We start from the raw sequence: 14,976 nt of genomic DNA, 5'->3' as shown, positions 1-14,976 counted from the left end.
GAACTGGAAGTCGCGATTGCGCGACAACGCGGTGGGCCCCATGAACCATTCCGATCATTCTTACACTGTATGAATGCCCTATTCTTACACCATAAGTTTCGGAGCAGATGAGGAGGCACCGATGGGGCGCAGTCGAGGAGTGCCCGCAGGCTTGAACCGCACGGTGCTGCGCCGAGCGGTCCTCGCGCTCGCCGACCAGCAGGGAATCGAAGCCCTCACCGTTCGCGGGGTCGCCCGGCACCTGAGGGTCGAGGCGATGTCCATCTACCACTACTTCCCCACCAAGGACGCCCTGCTGGAAGCGGCCTGGGACGAGATCGTCTGCCAGCTCAACACCGAGGCGCTGGAGGAGACAAAGACCCCCGAGTCCTATGGCAAGCACTTCGCGCAGCAGTTGCGCAGCCTCCTGTTGCAACACCCCAACGCCCTACCGATCATGCTGGGACGTCACGTCCACAGCACCGAGGCCATGACGATCCTGGACCAGATCGTCGGAGGGCTTCACGAGCGGGGACTCCCCCTGCCCACCGCGGTGCAGCTGATGAACACGGTGAGCATGTTCACCATGGCGCACGCACTCAACCAGGTGCACCTGCCGCAGGCACCAGCACCCGAGCCCGACCCCCAGCTCCACCCATCACTGTGCGCAGCGCTGGAGGCCGGGATTCCCTCGGGACCCGCAGTGGAGGACCAGAGCTTCCGCGACGGGATCACGGCGCTCATCCGGGCTACCATCGACTGACGAGCCGATGCCCCCGGCCGCCACAATTCATCACCCCAGCAGCGCCGACCTGATCGCGACGGCCGCGGCACCACGGGCCCACTCGTCGAAACCGACCGCCCCGATGCTCAGCTGCGAGGCCTCCAAGGGCACGAAGGCACGCGCCCCCGCCCGCACCTCGTCGACCCGGTCCTCCCCCAGGTCAGCACCCTCACCCGAGACCAGCACCCGCTCGGGAGCGACGACCGCGCCCAGCTGACCGACCAGCTCCCCCACCACGCGTGCCACATCCGCAGCCACGTGACCGCTGACCTCGTCCGCCAATCTGGCCTCGACCGCGGAGGTCTGCAGCACGTCCGCCATCCGTCGACCGTCGGTGCCCACCAGCCAGCCCACCATGCCGGCGGCACCACAATGCCCGGCCACCAGCTCGTCGCGGGCAATGATCCCGGCACCCACGCCGGCGCCGATCGTCACCACCAGGAAGTCTCGAGAACCCCGCCCCACCCCGAACCAGTGCTCGGCCACGGTGAAGGCGTTGACGTCGTTCTCCACTGCACAGGACAGCCCGGTCGCCTCGCTCACCAGCGCACCCAGCGCCACGTCGGGCCAGCCGAGCAGGTCGGCGCTGCGCACCACGCGGTCCTCCCCCACGGCCGCGGCGAGGCTGACCCCGATCGCATCGGCGCGGCGTCCCCGATGACGCACCCCCTCGACGGCATCCACCAGCGCGGCCACCGCCGCCTCAGGGGTCTCCAGCTCGCAGTCACGACGTTCGGAAACCAGCACCTCCCCCTTCAGGTCGGTGAGCACCAGGTGCATCGCACCGGGCACCAGCTTGGCGCCCAGCACGAGGGCACGGTCGGCCTGCACGTCCAGCGGCACCGAGGGACGGCCCGTCTCGTTGAGCGCCACCGGATCACCCTCCACCAACAGGCCATCGGTTACCAGCGGCTTGCACAGGCGGGTGAGGCTGGGCGAGGACAGCCCGGTCTCACGCGCCAGTTCGACGCGCGGGACCGGGCCGTGCCGCAGCACCGCCAGGACGACTCGGCGGGTGGTCGGGTCGAGTCGTTCGGCGATGTCCATGGGGTGAGGTTACTTCGCGGTGATCTCGTAGAGCTTGTTCACCTGGTTGTTGAGCTCTGTGAGGTCCTCCGGCTTCTTCGTGCCGATGTAGACCGACTCGAAGTAGGGCGCGGTCAGGGCGTTCAGGTCCGCCGCGTTCTGCACCACGGGAAGCAGCACCGTGGTGCGGTCCTTCACGTGGTCGGTGAAGGGCGCCACGTCCAGGCCAGCCTTGCGGCGGGCCTCGATCGACTTCTGGGTGCCCGACGGACGGGCCGGGAAGACGACTCCCGCCTCACCGATGACGTCCTGGCAGGAGTCGGAGGCCAGGTAGGCCACCCACTTGGCGGCCGCCTCAGGATTGTCGCTGAAACGGGTGATGGAGTCGGCCAGCCCGTTGAAGGGCGACGACCGCTTGCCGTCGACGCCGGTGGGCGTGGGGGCCAGCTTCAGGTCGACCTTCTCCAGCGACGAGAAGCTGGAGATCATCCACGAGCCGTTCATGGCCAGGGCAGCCTGCCCGGCAGCGAACTGGGCGTAGGAGCCGCTGCCGCGTCCGAAGGTGGAGAACTTCGGCATGTAGCCCTTCTCGGCCAGCCCGTAGTACCAGCCCAGCGCCTTCTGGAACTGCGGGTCGTCCATCCGGAAGTGGGTTCCCCACGGGTTCTTGTCGGTCGGTTCCCAGCCGAGGGTTCCGGTGTAGGCACCCCACTGGGTCTGGCCGAAGTTCTCGCCACCGGCACCCTCACTGGCCAGGCCGAAGACGGCGACATTGTCCTTGTCGAAGCCGGGCTCGTCGCCGCGCACACCCTTCTTGTCCACGGTCAGGTGCGCGATGACCTTCTCGAAGCTGCCGCCGTCGTCGGGATTCCAGGTCATGTTCTGCAGCTGATCGGTGCTGATCCCGGCCTTGTCCGTCATGTTCTTGTCGTAGAAGTAGGCGACGGTGTCCCAGTCCTTCGGCGCCCCGTAGCGCTTGCCGTCCTGGCCGATCCACAGGTCTCCGAGCCCCTCCTGGAAGTCCTCGGACTTGATGTCCCTGGTGGCCTCGAAGTCGTCCAGGGGCAGCAGCACGCCGAGGTCGACGAACTGGGCGTACTTGGACAGGTGGTTGGTGAACACGTCGGGGGCCTGGTCGGCGATGAAGCCAGCGGTGAGCTTGCTCCAGTAGTCGTCCCAGCCCATCTGGGTGATGTTCACCTTCAGCCCGGGATTGGCCTTCTGGAAGTCATTGGCGCACTGCTGGTAGCCGGGCTGCTGCGCGGAGTCCCACAGCCAGTAGTCGATGACATTGCTGCTGGTGCTGGTGCCCTCCTGCTCGGCGGGTCCGCTGCATCCGGCCAGCCCCAGGCTGAGGGCCGTGGCGGCGGCCACCAGGGCCGCGGCGATCTTGTTGGTGGGTCGCATGGGGTGCCTCACTTGATTCCGCTGAAGCCGATGGAGTTGACGATGCGCTTGGCGAAGGCTGCGAAGAGCAGCAGCATCGGCAGCGCGGCGACCAGGGTGGCGGCCATCAGGCCGGCCCAGTCGGGGCCCGTCTGTGGGGTCTGGGAGCGGAAGATGCCCAGGCCGACAGTGAGCACGCGGGAGTGGTCGGTGTAGCTGACCATCAGCGGCCAGAAGTAGTCATTCCACGCCGCGATGTAGGTGAGGATCGACAGGGTCGCGATGGGAGCGGCGCTCATCGGCAGGACAAGGGTGAAGAAGTTGCGGATCTTGCTGGAGCCATCCAGCAGCGCCGCCTCCTCCAGCTCGACGGGGATGTTGGCGAAGAACTGCCGCAGGAAGAAGACAGCGAAGGGCGTCATGATCATCGTCGGCAGCGAGATGCCCAGGACGGTGTCGAGCAGTCCCAGTTCCTTGATGAGCACGAAGTTGGGCAGGAAGGTGAAGATGGTCGGCACCATCAGCCCGGCCAGGAAGAGGCCGAAGAAGAAGTCGCGGCCCTTCCAGTGCAGCCGGCTGAAGGCGTAGGCAGCCATCGCGGAGAAGAAGACCTGGCCGACGGTCACCAGGGTGGCCACGACGATGGAGTTCTTGAGGTAGAGCCAGAAGTTGATCTTCTGGCCGGAGCCGCCGGCGGCGATCGCGGCCTCGCCAGTCTGCAGGCCGAAGACGCGACGGAATCCGTCCAGGCTGGCCTCGGGCGGGGTGAACTGCGTGGGGTTGGCGATCAGCGACGGGTTGGTGGACAGGGCCGTGCGCAGGATCCAGTAGAAGGGGAACAGCGTCACCAGGATGATCAGGCCCATCACGAGCCAGGCCAGGGCCTTGCCCCAGCTGAAGTGGCGCCTGGGCTTGGCGGCGGCGGCGAGTTCGTCGTCGGTGACGGGCGCGTGGGTACGGGTCTCGGGAGCGGTGTGCGACATGGTGGCCTCAGCTCAGATCGGTCTCGCCGGCCCTGGTGAGCCGGTACTGGATGACGGTGATGACCATGAGGATGACGAGCAGCGCCACCGACAGGGCCGAGGCATAGCCGAACTGGAAGCGTCCGAAGGCCATGTTGTAGATGTACAGCTGCAGCACCCGCGAGGCATTCACCGGGCCACCATTGGTGGTGACGGCGACGGTGTCGAAGACCTGGAAGGAGCCGATCACGGTCATGATCAGCACCAGCGCCAGGATCGGGCGCAGCAGCGGCATGGTGATGCGGAAGAACATCTGCACCTCGCTGGCGCCGTCCATCTTGGCCGCCTCGTAGGCGGTCGGCGGGATGGTCTGCAGGCCGGCGAAGATCAGCAGTGCGGTGTAGCCCATGTGCCGCCACACATTGATCAGCGCGATGGTCGGAATCACCCACTTCTCGTCGGTGAGGAAGGGGATGCGGTCGACGCCCATCCACACCAGGAACTGGTTGCCGATGCCGAGCTGCGCGTCGAGGATCCACAGGAAGACCATCGCGGCCACCACATTGGAGACCAGGTAGGGGGTCAGGACGATCCCGCGCACGAAGGTGGACTTGGTGAGCCGGTCCATCATGACGGCGATGACGAGTGCGGCGATGGTCTGCACGCCGATGTTGATGATGACGTACTGGATGGTGACCGCGGCCGAGTTCCAGAAGATCGGGTCGTTCACCATCCGCTCGTAGTTGGCCAGCCCGACGAAGCTGGGCGGGGTGAGCAGGTTGAAGTCGGTGAAGCTCAGGTAGATGCCGCGCACCGTCGGCCAGGCCAGGAAGACCAGGAAGCCGATCAGGGCGGGCAGGATGAAGGCGAAGGCAAGCGCCTCGTCACCACCGCGCTTCACGCGGCGGCGACCCGGCGGGCTCGCCGGGCTGGGTGCTGTTGGTGCTGACGATGACATCGTCGACTCCTTTGTCGAGAGGATGGAGGCGTCCCTGGCTGGGGCGTCCCGTGGGATTCGGTTGTGCTGTGGGGTTCTGTGCTGCCGCGGCCTCCCGGCCTCAGGCGATCCGCTCGGCGACCACAAGCCGGGTGCGCTCGGGGTTGACGTGCGGAGCGCGGATTCCGTGCGTGGCCAGCTGGCGGCCGGTCATCTCGACCGGGGCGGGCAGCTCGCGGCCGTGCGCGGTGAGCTCCAGGTGGGTCACCCGGTAGCGGGCGTCCGGGTCGAGGCCGGGCAGCGGTACCATGCCGCGCGACCAGACCGGTGCCAGGTCCAGCTCGGTGTAGGCGTAGATGGCCGTGTCGGGGGTGACGGTGCCGTGCAGGTAGACACCCTCGGACAGGTCGACGCGTACGGTGCGACCGGCCAGCAGTGTCTCGCGGTTCTCCTTGTACCAGGCGATCCAGGCACCGAGCTGGGCGATCTCGTCGTCGGTGGCCTTAGCCAGGTCCCACTCGACGCCCAGGTGCCCGAAGACGGCGGTGGCGGCGCGGTAGGCGATGTCGTGGAAGCGGCCGGTGGTGTGCGAGGCGCCGGAGGCGATGTGGCTTCCGAGCATCTCGGGCGGCAACAGCTGCGCGGTCCAGCGCATCATCTGCTGGCGGTCGGTGGGGTCGATGTTGTCGCTCACCCACACCCGGTCGCAGTGCTGCATCACCTCGAGGTCGACGCGGGCGCCGCCGGAGCTGCACGACTCGATCTCGAGCCCGGGGTGGGCGGCCTTCAGTTCGTCGACGAGCCGGTAGAAGGCCAGGGTCTGCTCGTGGACGCCGGGACGGCCGTCGGGGCTGGTGCCGCCGTCGACGATGTCGCGGTTGTGGTCCCACTTGATGTAGCCGATGCGGTACTCGTCGAGCAGCGCCATCATCTGGCTCTTGACGTGCTCGTAGGCCCCGGGGATGCCGATGTCGAGCACCCACTGGTGGCGGGACTGCAGCGGCATCCGTCCGGGCACCTGCATCACCCAGTCGGGGTGGGCGCGGGCCAGGTCGGAGTCGGGGTTGACCATCTCGGGCTCGAACCACAGGCCGAACTCCATGCCCAGCTCGTTGACCCGGTCGACGAGCGGGTGCAGCCCCTCCGGCCACACCTGGTCGCTGACGACCCAGTCACCCAGGCCGGCGTGGTCGTCGCGGCGGGCGCCGAACCAGCCGTCGTCGAGCACATAGCGCTCGATGCCGACCTTCGCGGCGCGTTCTGCCAGGTCGAGCAGACGGTCGGTGTCGTGGTCGAAGTAGACGGCTTCCCACACGTTGAGGGTGACGGGCCGCTTCGCGTCGACGGGCTGATGGCCGGCGACGTCGCTGCGCTCGCGCAGGTAGCGGTGGTGGACGGCGGCGATCTCGTCCAGTCCGGTTCCGTGGGTGGCGACGACCCAAGGGCTGATGTAGCTCTGGCCGTGGTCGAGGACCATCTCGCCGGGCAGCAGCAGCTCTCCCCCGCCGATCACCTGGTCGCCCGTGAGGATCTTCTCGGCGTAGTGGACGTGGTTGCCGCTCCAGGCGGTGTGCACGGCCCACACCTCCCCCTCCTGGAAGCCGAAACCGGGGGTTCCCAGGTGCAGCACCAGGGCGGAGTCGGCACCGGTGCGCCCGTGCCGTCCTTCGCGCCAGTGGGTTCCGATGCCCAGGGTGCCGCGCTGCGGGCTGCGCTCCTTGCCCCAGCGTCCGGCGAAGTCGAGCACCTCGCTGGCCCGGCTGGGCACCGGCAGGCACAGCAGCATCTGGTCGAGCTGGTAGCCGTCCTCGCCGGTGTTGGTCAGTGTGGCGCGCATCCGGATGGCGTCGCTGGAGGTGAGTTCCACGACCAGGTCGAGGGCGAGCTGCGCGTCGGGGTCGGTGGCCTTCCAGGTGATGGTGCCGCGCTCGGCCCGGACGAATCCGTCGACGGGCTGGCCGTCGAGCAGCACCTGGTCGACGGTGAAGCGCGCGGCCCATCCGTGGCCGCGACGAGAGCCGCTGATGCCGGGGTGCCCAGTCCAGGAGGCCCACTGTTCGGGCAGGATCGCGAGCCGGTGGCCTTCCTCCTCGGGGATGCCGTTGTTGGCGCGTGGGGGCTTGGCTGCCGTGACGAGCGTGTCGATGCCGGCGGCGTCGGTGATGCCGATGGGAGATCCCCAGTGCACCACTTCGGGCAGGTGTCCGTCGCTGGTCAGTACGAGCGAGACGGCGTCGTTCTCAAGCACCACGCGGGATTCCACGGCATCCTCCATTGGACGGTGTTTCTGTTGCGATGAAACTAACATGTCGACTGCCGCAGGTCCAGAGTCGGCGGCGGCACGATGATCTGCACCGGGATCACCGGGCTGAAGGATGCCGACGGCAAGCCCTTCGAGCTCGGTGGCGTCGCCCTGCTCGACATCCGCACCGGCAGCCTGGTCAACGAGGTGCCGATCCAGCTGTTCAGCGATGACAAGCACGTCGTGACCCGCAATCCGGTCACCTTCGAGGCCAAGGGCCAGACGCTCACCATGTTCAGCGCTCCCGATGACGGCGAAGAGGGCTCGGAACTGTTCGTCCACACCACCCCGGTGTGACCGGCGTGTGAGAGCGTGGAGCCATGGCGATCCTCGACTACGACGTGCTGGTCATCGACCAGGTGACCAGTTTCATGCGCGATGACTTCGCGATCCGGGATGCGCATGGCCAGCAGGTGGGCCACATCCTGACGCGGGGCTCCGCGCTCTCCCGCATGTTCATGGGCTCGCGCCAGCTCACCGTCGCCAATCCCGACGGTGGCACCGTGCTCATGGTCGACGACGTGCCGAACTTCGGCCGCGACACCTTCGACCTGCTCAGTCCTGATGGTGAGCGCTTCGGCGAGGTGGTCAAGGAGTTCACCCTGTTCAAGAAGCGGCTCAGCGTGAACATCGGCCAGGAGTCGATGGAGCTGCAGGGCAGCTTCTTCGAACGCGAGTTCAGCATCGTGGGCCGCGGCGGGGAGGCGGCCAGGGTCTCACGCAGCTACCCCGGCATCGGCGCCGCCCTGCTGGGCCACGAGCGCTACGTCATGAGCTTCTCCCCCGACCTGCCCTTCGGCCTGCGCGCCGGGTCGCTGGGCGCGGTCATCGCCCTGGACCTGATCCGTCAGAAGGAGCGCAACGCAGCCTCGTCGGGCAACAGCTGAGCAGATGCAACTGTGCCCGGAATCGTTCGACATCGGACGATTCCGGGCACGGTTCGTGTTGCGGGCCGATCAGCAGCCGACCAGGCGCTGGGCGAGGTAGCCCTCCACCTTGCTGAGCGCGACGCGCTCCTGGCTCATCGTGTCGCGCTCGCGGATGGTCACGGCATCGTCCTCGAGGGTCTCGAAGTCGACCGTGATGCAGTACGGCGTGCCGATCTCGTCCTGGCGACGGTAACGCTTGCCGATGGCCTGGGCGTCGTCGAAGTCGACATTCCAGTTGCGACGAAGCTGTGCGGCCAGGTCGCGCGCCTTGGGGCTGAGCTTCTCGTTGCGGCTCAGCGGCAGGACGGCGGCCTTGACCGGCGAGAGGCGATGGTCGAGCTTGAGCACGGTGCGCTTGTCGACGCCACCCTTGGTGTTGGGGGCCTCGTCCTCGGTGTAGGCCTCCACCATGAAGGCCATCAGCGAGCGGGTCAGGCCGGCTGCCGGCTCGATGACATAGGGCACGTACTTCTCGTTGGCGGCCTGGTCGAAGTACTCCAGCGAGACACCCGAGTGCTCGGTGTGGGTCTTGAGGTCGAAGTCGGTGCGGTTGGCGATACCCTCCAGCTCGCCCCAGTCGCTGCCGGCGAAGCCGAACTTGTACTCGATGTCGACGGTGCGCTTGGAGTAGTGCGAGAGCTTCTCCTGCGGGTGCTCGTAGTGGCGCAGGTTCTCGGGCTTGATGCCCAGATCGGTGTACCACTGGGTGCGCTGGTCGATCCAGTACTGGTGCCAGTCCTCGTCGGTCCCGGGCTTGACGAAGAACTCCATCTCCATCTGCTCGAACTCGCGGGTGCGGAAGATGAAGTTGCCGGGCGTGATCTCGTTGCGGAAGCTCTTGCCGATCTGGCCGATGCCGAAGGGCGGCTTGGCGCGGCTGGACTGCACCACGTTCTTGAAGTTCACGAAGATGCCCTGGGCGGTCTCGGGACGCAGGTAGTGCAGGCCGGACTCGTCCTCGAGGACGCCCAGGTAGGTCTTGAGCATCATGTTGAAGTCGCGGGGCTCGGTCCACTGGCCCTTGTTGCCACAGTTGGGGCAGTTGACCTCGGCCTGGCTCTCGGGCAGGCGTCCGTGCTTGGCCTCGAAGTCCTCCTCGAGGTGGTCGGCGCGGAAGCGCTTGTGGCAGCTGAGGCACTCGGTCAGCGGGTCGGTGAAGACGCCGACGTGACCGGACGCCACCCACACCTGCTTGGGCAGGATGATCGAGCTGTCGAGGCCCAGGACGTCGTCGCGTCCGGTGACCATGAAGCGCCACCACTGCTTCTTGATGTTCTCCTTGAGCTCCACGCCCAGGGGGCCGTAGTCCCAGGCGGCGCGGGTGCCGCCGTAGATCTCGCCGCAGGGGAAGACGAATCCCCGTCGCTTGCACAGGCTGATCACGTTGTCGAGTGTGCTGGGTGCCACTACATCTCCATGTCCTCAATGGGCCCGGCGACTGGATGACGCCGGGGTGCGAAGCACCGCACGTGGCGGGGTCTTCACGCTGCGGCCAGCCTATCGGCTCTGCGCCGCGGAGCCGTCAGGCGCGAGTCCGTGGACGGGTCTCACACGTTGCGCGGCAGGTTGAAGCCCACTTCTTCGCTGTCGTCATAGGCGCTGGGCTCGTCGATCGACAGGCTGAGCAGGGGAACGATGGTCATCTTGGACTCGAAGCCACCCAGGGCGCGGCGATAGCTGCCGACATTCTCCCAGCGGCTCACCAGGGCCCACAGTTGCTCGTCGTCGAGGTTCTGCACCAGGTCGACCGACTGCAGGCCCGGCTTGGTGCGCAGCAGGTCGACGGCGGCCTGCGCCTGGTTCTCGAAGCCCGCGCGCTCGGCGGGGTGGACGCGGAAACGGTTGATGACGATCACGCACACGAGGCTACGGGCCCCCTTCGCTGGTCGGACGCATCGTCGGACCATGGTTCGGGCCGACGCGGCTGGCTCGATTTGCACGCCACCCCCACTGGGTTGATAATCATTCTCATGAACGCCACACTTCGTCGCCTCGCCGCAGCAGCAGCCTGCACCCTCGCCCTCACCGCCACCGCCTGTGGTAGCAGCACCGACAAGTCTGGCTCCGGCGGCGACGACAAGCTGACGGTGGTCACCGCCTTCTACCCGCTGCAGTTCGCCAGTGAGCGGGTCGCCGGCGACAAGGCAGCCATCACGAGCCTCACCAACCCGGGCGCCGACGCCCATTCCGTCGAACTGACGCCCAAGCAGGTCGCCAGCCTCTCCGAGGCAGACCTGGTGGTCTACATCAAGGGCTTCTCCAATTCCATCGACAAGGCCATCGCCGAGAACGGCCCCCAGAACGTCATCGACGCCATGACCCTCGTCGAGCCCATCGCCTCCGGCCATGAGCACGAGGCCGGGCACGAGGGCGAGAGCGCCGAGGAGCACGCCGACCACGACCACGGCGCCTACGATCCCCACATCTGGCTCGACCCGAAGAACATGTCGCGCATCGCCGAAGGCATCGAGAAGAAGCTGGCCGAGGTCGACTCGGACGATGCCGAGACCTACCGAGCCAATGCCGAGGCCCTGGCCAAGGAGCTCACCAGCCTCGACGAGGACTTCCGCACCGGACTGGCCACCTGCGAGCGCAAGGACATCATCGTCTCCCACGAGGCCTTCGGCTACCTCACCAAGGCCTATGGCCTGGAGCAGGTCGGCATCGCCGGGCTGTCCACCGAGGACGAGCCCTCCCCCGCCCGCATCGCCGAGATCCAGAAGCTGGCCAAGCAACACGGCGTCACCACCATCTTCTACGAGACCCAGGCCTCGCCCGCCCACTCCAAGGCGATCGCCCGCGACCTCAAGCTCAACACCGAGGTGCTCGACCCCGTCGCCACGCTGAACGACCAGTCGCGGGGGAAGGACTATCTTGAGGTGATGCGGGCCAACCTCAAGGCCCTCAGGACCGCGAACGGATGCCAGTGACACAGCCACCACACCACGACGAGGTCGCGCCCCTGCTGAAGGGGAGCGACCTCGTGGTCAGTCTGCAAGGACACACCATCCTCGCCGGCGTCGACGCCCACGTGATGCCCCAGGAGACCGTCGCCCTGCTCGGCGGCAACGGCTCGGGCAAGACCACCCTGGTGCGGACCCTGCTGGGGCTCACCCCGGTGGTCTCCGGCAGCCGCGAACTCTTCGGCACCGACCTGGCCCACTTCCGCGACTGGAACAAGGTGGGCTACGTCCCCCAGCGGGGCAGCCTGCAGCTGGCCAATGCCACCGTCGAGGAGGTGGTCTCGACGGGACGGCTGGGCCACCGGCGCCCCTTCGTGCCCCTGCGGCGGCGCGACCGCGAGGCGATCGACACCGCGCTCGAGCGGGTCGGGCTGGCCGAGCGTCGTCACAGCTCCTTCCTGCGCCTGTCGGGCGGCCAGCAGCAGCGCACCCTCATCGCCCGCGCCCTGTGCACCGGGCCGGAACTGCTGGTGCTCGACGAGCCCCTGGCGGGGCTCGATACCAGCTCGCAGGCTTCCCTGGCCTCTGTGCTGTCCGAGCTCAAGGCCGAGGGCATGGGTATCCTCGTCGTGCTGCACGAGCTGGGCCCCATCCACCAGCTGATCGACCGCTCGATCGTGCTGCGCCAGGGCAAGGTCATCCACGACGGCCACCTGCTGCCCGGGGACGACAGCACCGATCATCACCACGACCTGGACCAGTTCCGCACCGCCACCCTGGCGCTCGGCGACCCCACCCGGAGCTTCACGTGAACGAGATCTTCGGCGCCGCCTTCATGCAACGCGCCCTCATCGCCGCCTTCCTGTCGGGGCTCATGTCGCCGGCCATCGGCACCTACATCGTCCAACGCCGCCTCAGCCTGCTGGGTGACGGCCTGGGCCACGTCGCCGTTGCCGGTGTGGGGCTGAGCTTCCTCACCAGCACCGCTCCCCTGCCGCTGGCCGTGGCCACCTGCGTGGTCGGTGCGGTGGTCGTCGAACTGCTGCGCCAGCAGGGCAGGGCCACCGGCGACGTGGGCCTGGCCGTGCTCTTCTACGGGGGGCTGGCCTCTGGTGTGATGATGGCCGGTCTGGGCGGCCAGGGCGCTGGTGTGCTGTCGCAGTTCCTGTTCGGCTCCCTCACCTCCATCAGCGACTCCGACGTGCGCACCGTCGCCGTGCTGGCCGTGGCCGTGCTGGTCCTGTGCGTCGGGCTGTGGCCCAGGCTGTTCGCGGTGTGCGCGGACGAGGACTTCGCCCGGGTGCTCGGGCTGCGCGTGCGCTGGCTGAACCTGCTGGTGGTGGTGGTCGCGGCCCTGACCGTGACGATGAGCATGCGCACCGTCGGGTTGTTGCTGGTGAGCGCCATGATGGTGATCCCGGTGGCGACGGCTCAGAACCTGTTCGTCAGCTTCCGCAACAGCCTGCTCGGGGCCATGGCCATCGGCGCGGTGGTGGCCTTCGGTGGCACCGTCGGATCCTTCTACTGGGACACCGCCTCCGGCGCGACGATCGTGGTCTGCGCGATCGCGGTCTTCCTCGCCACATGGCCGCTCAGCCGCATGATCCATCACCACCACGCCCACGGCGAGGAGGCGCAGGCCTGTGAGGAGGTCTGTCCGCAGCCGCCGCACGAGCACGGGCCCGACCACATCGCCGTGCACCACGGAGACCACGTCGACTACGTCCATGCCGGACACCGGCACGCCCCCCACGGAGACCACTGCGATGAGCACTGACCGCACCATGACGCCCAATGATCAGCCCCGCGCACGGGTCGCCCGGCCGGTGCAGCGGGTCACCCGGCAGCGGATCGCAATCCGTGCGCTGCTGGAGGAGGTGCAAGGCTTCCGCAGTGCACAGCAGCTCCACGAACAGCTGCGCAAGGACGGCGACCAGGTGGGGCTCGCGACGGTCTACCGCACCCTGCAGTCGATGGCCGATGCCGGCGAGGTGGACGCGATCCGTGCCGACGACGGCGAGATGGTCTACCGCCAGTGCGCCGCCACGGGGCACCACCACCACCTGGTCTGCCGCAACTGCGGCCGGACGGTCGAGATCAGCGCCAAGCTCGTCGAGACCTGGGCCGACGAGGTGGCAGCCGAGCACGGCTTCCGTGACGCCGGCCACGACATCGAGCTATTCGGCCTCTGTTCCAGCTGCTGAGCGAGACCGAAGGGCTCAGCCGCCGACGTAGTGCATGGAACGCAGGCCGCGCTCCAGGTGCCACTGCACGAAGGCCTGCACCAGGCCCGTGGCCTCGCGCTGGTTGGCCACGGGCAGGTCGCGGGTGGCCTCCCAGTTCCCGGTGAGCAGGCTCTGCAGGTAGCCGATGGTGCCCGGCCGTGGCCGTGCCGATCCCGGGGGGCGGCAGTCGACGCAGACCATCCCGCCGGCCGAGGGGTTGAAGAAGTCGTGCGGGCCCTCGGTGCCGCAGCGCGCGCAGTCCTCCAGTGCGGGCGCGTAGCCGGCGATGGCCAGTGCTCGCAGCAGGTAGGAGTCGAGCACCATCGTCACCGGGCGGGGCCCGTCGGTGGTGCCCTGTCCGAGCACCCGCAGGGCCCCCACCAGCAGCCGGTACTGCTGCAGGGCTGGCTCGCGCTCCTCGGCCACCAGGCGGTCGGCGGTCTCGAGCATCACCTGTCCGACGCAGAAGGCGTCGTAGTCGCCCAGCAGCGGCTCACCGTAGGCGTTGATCGTCTCGGTCTGGGTGACGACGTCGAGTGCACGTCCCTGGGCCAGTTGCAGGTCGACGTGGTTGAAGGGTTCCAGCCGCCCGCCGAACTTCGAGCTGGTGCGCCGCACGCCCCTGGCGACGGCCCGCAGCTTGCCGTTCTCACGGGTGAGCATCGTGACGATCCGGTCGGCCTCGCCCAGCTTGTGGGTGCGCAGCACGACGGCCTGGTCACGGTAGGTGGGCATGGACCCCAGTCTAGGTCTGGCGCCCAATGGCTTGCACTGCTGGAATGTTCACATGGGACTCGGATTCTTCGAAAGCGGCCTGATTGCCGTGCTGGCGATCGCCAGCTGGGTCGTCGTGCCCCTGCTCGCCTATGTCGTGATCCGCGTCGGCGTGCGCCACGGCGTGCGCGATGCCTTCGACGAGCGCGATGCCAGGGGCCAGCGCGACCGTCATCTGCCCAACTAACAGCCCGACCTCGAGGAGCCCCCATGGCACGACACAAGATCTTCGACATGCCGTTCGCAGAGATCTGGCCGCACTATGTGGCCAAGGTGGAGCGCAAGGGCCACACCGTCGAGGAGTTGCACACCGTCATCGAGTGGCTGACCGGTTATGACCGGGCCGGGGTGCAGGGGGCCGTCGAGAACCGTCGCAGCCTGGACGAGTTCTTCACCCGTGCGCCGGCGATGAATCCCAACAGCGGCAAGATCACCGGCCTGATCTGCGGCGTGCGCGTCGAGGACATCGAGGACCCGCTGATGCAGCAGATCCACTGGATGGACAAGCTCGTCGACGAAGTGGCCCGTGGCAAGAAGATGACCTCCATCCTGCGCGCCTGATCCGACCCGCCACGCCCACCGCGAACAGCATGAACGTGGCCCTGATGCACGAGAAAGGCTTGGGGCCATGGACGCCAAGAAGACCTCTGCCGCGCTGGCGGCCGCCGCCACCGCCGGGCTCGCCGCCCAGGACCTCCTGCAGACCAAGCACGCCCCCAGGCACAACTTCCCCGTCATCGCGCGCCCGCTACGCCCTGGAGGCGATCGG

General features: G+C 67.8%; 16 protein-coding genes and 1 pseudogene. 9 read left to right on the top strand and 8 right to left on the bottom strand.

From position 1 onward, the window contains the following. The first annotated feature begins 121 nt into the window (after nt 1-121). The gene (locus tag ACHFFZ_RS05800) at nt 122-742 is read left to right on the top strand and encodes a TetR/AcrR family transcriptional regulator (protein ID WP_394275711.1); all 621 of its coding nucleotides are present in this window, start codon (nt 122-124) and stop codon (nt 740-742) included. A 30-nt stretch (nt 743-772) separates the two neighbouring features. Here ACHFFZ_RS05800 and ACHFFZ_RS05795 read toward each other — a convergent pair whose 3' ends face one another. The 5 genes from ACHFFZ_RS05795 to ACHFFZ_RS05775 all read right to left on the bottom strand — a co-directional run bounded on the left by ACHFFZ_RS05795 (nt 773) and on the right by ACHFFZ_RS05775 (nt 7,337). Further along, nucleotides 773-1,810: an ROK family protein gene (locus ACHFFZ_RS05795; protein WP_394275710.1), complete on the bottom strand. Its 1,038-nt coding sequence runs from the start codon at nt 1,808-1,810 to the stop codon at nt 773-775. Between the two features lie 9 nt (nt 1,811-1,819). Further along, nucleotides 1,820-3,196: an ABC transporter substrate-binding protein gene (locus ACHFFZ_RS05790; RefSeq protein ID WP_394275709.1), complete on the bottom strand. Its 1,377-nt coding sequence runs from the start codon at nt 3,194-3,196 to the stop codon at nt 1,820-1,822. 8 nt (nt 3,197-3,204) lie between these two features. Then, complete coding sequence (locus ACHFFZ_RS05785; protein ID WP_394275708.1) at nt 3,205-4,158, bottom strand: carbohydrate ABC transporter permease; 954 nt, start codon at nt 4,156-4,158, stop codon at nt 3,205-3,207. 7 nt (nt 4,159-4,165) lie between these two features. After that, the gene (locus tag ACHFFZ_RS05780) at nt 4,166-5,095 is read right to left on the bottom strand and encodes a carbohydrate ABC transporter permease (RefSeq protein WP_394275707.1); all 930 of its coding nucleotides are present in this window, start codon (nt 5,093-5,095) and stop codon (nt 4,166-4,168) included. Nucleotides 5,096-5,195: 100 nt separating this feature from the next. Then, nucleotides 5,196-7,337 carry an alpha-galactosidase gene (locus ACHFFZ_RS05775; protein WP_394275706.1) on the bottom strand — a complete coding sequence of 714 codons (2,142 nt, stop codon included), beginning with the start codon at nt 7,335-7,337 and terminating at the stop codon, nt 5,196-5,198. Nucleotides 7,338-7,409: 72 nt separating this feature from the next. Here ACHFFZ_RS05775 and ACHFFZ_RS05770 point away from each other — a divergent pair. Together ACHFFZ_RS05770 and ACHFFZ_RS05765 are read left to right on the top strand one after the other, a co-directional pair. Continuing rightward, nucleotides 7,410-7,673: pseudogene (locus tag ACHFFZ_RS05770) on the top strand (DUF6454 family protein); the annotation flags it as partial. A gap of 23 nt (nt 7,674-7,696) precedes the next feature. Further along, a complete protein-coding gene (locus ACHFFZ_RS05765; RefSeq protein ID WP_394275705.1) occupies nt 7,697-8,263 on the top strand; it encodes an LURP-one-related/scramblase family protein in 567 nt (188 codons plus the stop codon). Nucleotides 8,264-8,332: 69 nt separating this feature from the next. On the opposite strand, the gene ACHFFZ_RS05760 is transcribed toward ACHFFZ_RS05765, so the two are convergent. Both ACHFFZ_RS05760 and ACHFFZ_RS05755 read right to left on the bottom strand, forming a co-directional pair. Continuing rightward, on the bottom strand, nt 8,333-9,712 hold the full coding sequence (locus ACHFFZ_RS05760; RefSeq protein WP_394275704.1) for a glycine--tRNA ligase: 1,380 nt from the start codon (nt 9,710-9,712) through the stop codon (nt 8,333-8,335). 140 nt (nt 9,713-9,852) lie between these two features. Beyond that, entirely contained in the window at nt 9,853-10,161 is a 309-nt protein-coding gene (locus tag ACHFFZ_RS05755; protein ID WP_394275703.1) for an antibiotic biosynthesis monooxygenase family protein, read from the bottom strand. 114 nt (nt 10,162-10,275) lie between these two features. Between ACHFFZ_RS05755 and ACHFFZ_RS05750 the strand changes: the two genes are divergently transcribed. Genes ACHFFZ_RS05750 through ACHFFZ_RS05735 form a run of 4 tightly spaced genes read left to right on the top strand, consistent with a single transcriptional unit; the run spans nt 10,276 to nt 13,412 of the window. After that, a complete protein-coding gene (locus ACHFFZ_RS05750; RefSeq protein WP_394275702.1) occupies nt 10,276-11,235 on the top strand; it encodes a metal ABC transporter substrate-binding protein in 960 nt (319 codons plus the stop codon). Then, nucleotides 11,232-12,020: a metal ABC transporter ATP-binding protein gene (locus ACHFFZ_RS05745; RefSeq protein WP_394275701.1), complete on the top strand. Its 789-nt coding sequence runs from the start codon at nt 11,232-11,234 to the stop codon at nt 12,018-12,020. Before ACHFFZ_RS05750 ends, ACHFFZ_RS05745 begins: the two co-directional genes overlap by 4 nt. A gap of 23 nt (nt 12,021-12,043) precedes the next feature. After that, nucleotides 12,044-12,985 carry a metal ABC transporter permease gene (locus tag ACHFFZ_RS05740; protein WP_394275713.1) on the top strand — a complete coding sequence of 314 codons (942 nt, stop codon included), beginning with the start codon at nt 12,044-12,046 and terminating at the stop codon, nt 12,983-12,985. A 7-nt stretch (nt 12,986-12,992) separates the two neighbouring features. Continuing rightward, entirely contained in the window at nt 12,993-13,412 is a 420-nt protein-coding gene (locus ACHFFZ_RS05735) for a Fur family transcriptional regulator (protein WP_394275712.1), read from the top strand. Between the two features lie 15 nt (nt 13,413-13,427). Here ACHFFZ_RS05735 and recO read toward each other — a convergent pair whose 3' ends face one another. Continuing rightward, a complete protein-coding gene (gene recO / locus ACHFFZ_RS05730) occupies nt 13,428-14,168 on the bottom strand; it encodes a DNA repair protein RecO (protein WP_394275700.1) in 741 nt (246 codons plus the stop codon). Nucleotides 14,169-14,220: 52 nt separating this feature from the next. On the opposite strand from recO, the gene ACHFFZ_RS05725 reads away from it, so the two are divergent. After that, the gene (locus tag ACHFFZ_RS05725) at nt 14,221-14,394 is read left to right on the top strand and encodes a hypothetical protein (protein WP_394275699.1); all 174 of its coding nucleotides are present in this window, start codon (nt 14,221-14,223) and stop codon (nt 14,392-14,394) included. A 23-nt stretch (nt 14,395-14,417) separates the two neighbouring features. Continuing rightward, entirely contained in the window at nt 14,418-14,768 is a 351-nt protein-coding gene (locus ACHFFZ_RS05720) for a DUF2200 domain-containing protein (protein WP_394275698.1), read from the top strand. The last annotated feature ends 208 nt before the right edge of the window (nt 14,769-14,976 follow it).

The sequence above is a fragment of the Luteococcus sp. genome (assembly GCF_043424415.1).
Lineage (GTDB): Bacteria > Actinomycetota > Actinomycetes > Propionibacteriales > Propionibacteriaceae > Luteococcus.
This window is presented reverse-complemented; position numbering and strand designations above follow the sequence as displayed.

What these genes read in the sequence shown, in the direction of transcription:
- ACHFFZ_RS05795 (WP_394275710.1), bottom strand. Translation starts at nt 1,810, where the DNA reads ATGGACATCGCCGAACGACTCGACCCGACCACCCGCCGAGTCGTCCTG.
- ACHFFZ_RS05785 (WP_394275708.1), bottom strand. Translation starts at nt 4,158, where the DNA reads ATGTCGCACACCGCTCCCGAGACCCGTACCCACGCGCCCGTCACCGAC.
- ACHFFZ_RS05780 (WP_394275707.1), bottom strand. Translation starts at nt 5,095, where the DNA reads ATGTCATCGTCAGCACCAACAGCACCCAGCCCGGCGAGCCCGCCGGGT.
- ACHFFZ_RS05800 (WP_394275711.1), top strand. Translation starts at nt 122, where the DNA reads ATGGGGCGCAGTCGAGGAGTGCCCGCAGGCTTGAACCGCACGGTGCTG.
- ACHFFZ_RS05790 (WP_394275709.1), bottom strand. Translation starts at nt 3,196, where the DNA reads ATGCGACCCACCAACAAGATCGCCGCGGCCCTGGTGGCCGCCGCCACG.
- ACHFFZ_RS05720 (WP_394275698.1), top strand. Translation starts at nt 14,418, where the DNA reads ATGGCACGACACAAGATCTTCGACATGCCGTTCGCAGAGATCTGGCCG.
- ACHFFZ_RS05735 (WP_394275712.1), top strand. Translation starts at nt 12,993, where the DNA reads ATGACGCCCAATGATCAGCCCCGCGCACGGGTCGCCCGGCCGGTGCAG.
- ACHFFZ_RS05750 (WP_394275702.1), top strand. Translation starts at nt 10,276, where the DNA reads ATGAACGCCACACTTCGTCGCCTCGCCGCAGCAGCAGCCTGCACCCTC.
- ACHFFZ_RS05740 (WP_394275713.1), top strand. Translation starts at nt 12,044, where the DNA reads ATGCAACGCGCCCTCATCGCCGCCTTCCTGTCGGGGCTCATGTCGCCG.
- recO (WP_394275700.1), bottom strand. Translation starts at nt 14,168, where the DNA reads ATGCCCACCTACCGTGACCAGGCCGTCGTGCTGCGCACCCACAAGCTG.
- ACHFFZ_RS05765 (WP_394275705.1), top strand. Translation starts at nt 7,697, where the DNA reads ATGGCGATCCTCGACTACGACGTGCTGGTCATCGACCAGGTGACCAGT.
- ACHFFZ_RS05725 (WP_394275699.1), top strand. Translation starts at nt 14,221, where the DNA reads ATGGGACTCGGATTCTTCGAAAGCGGCCTGATTGCCGTGCTGGCGATC.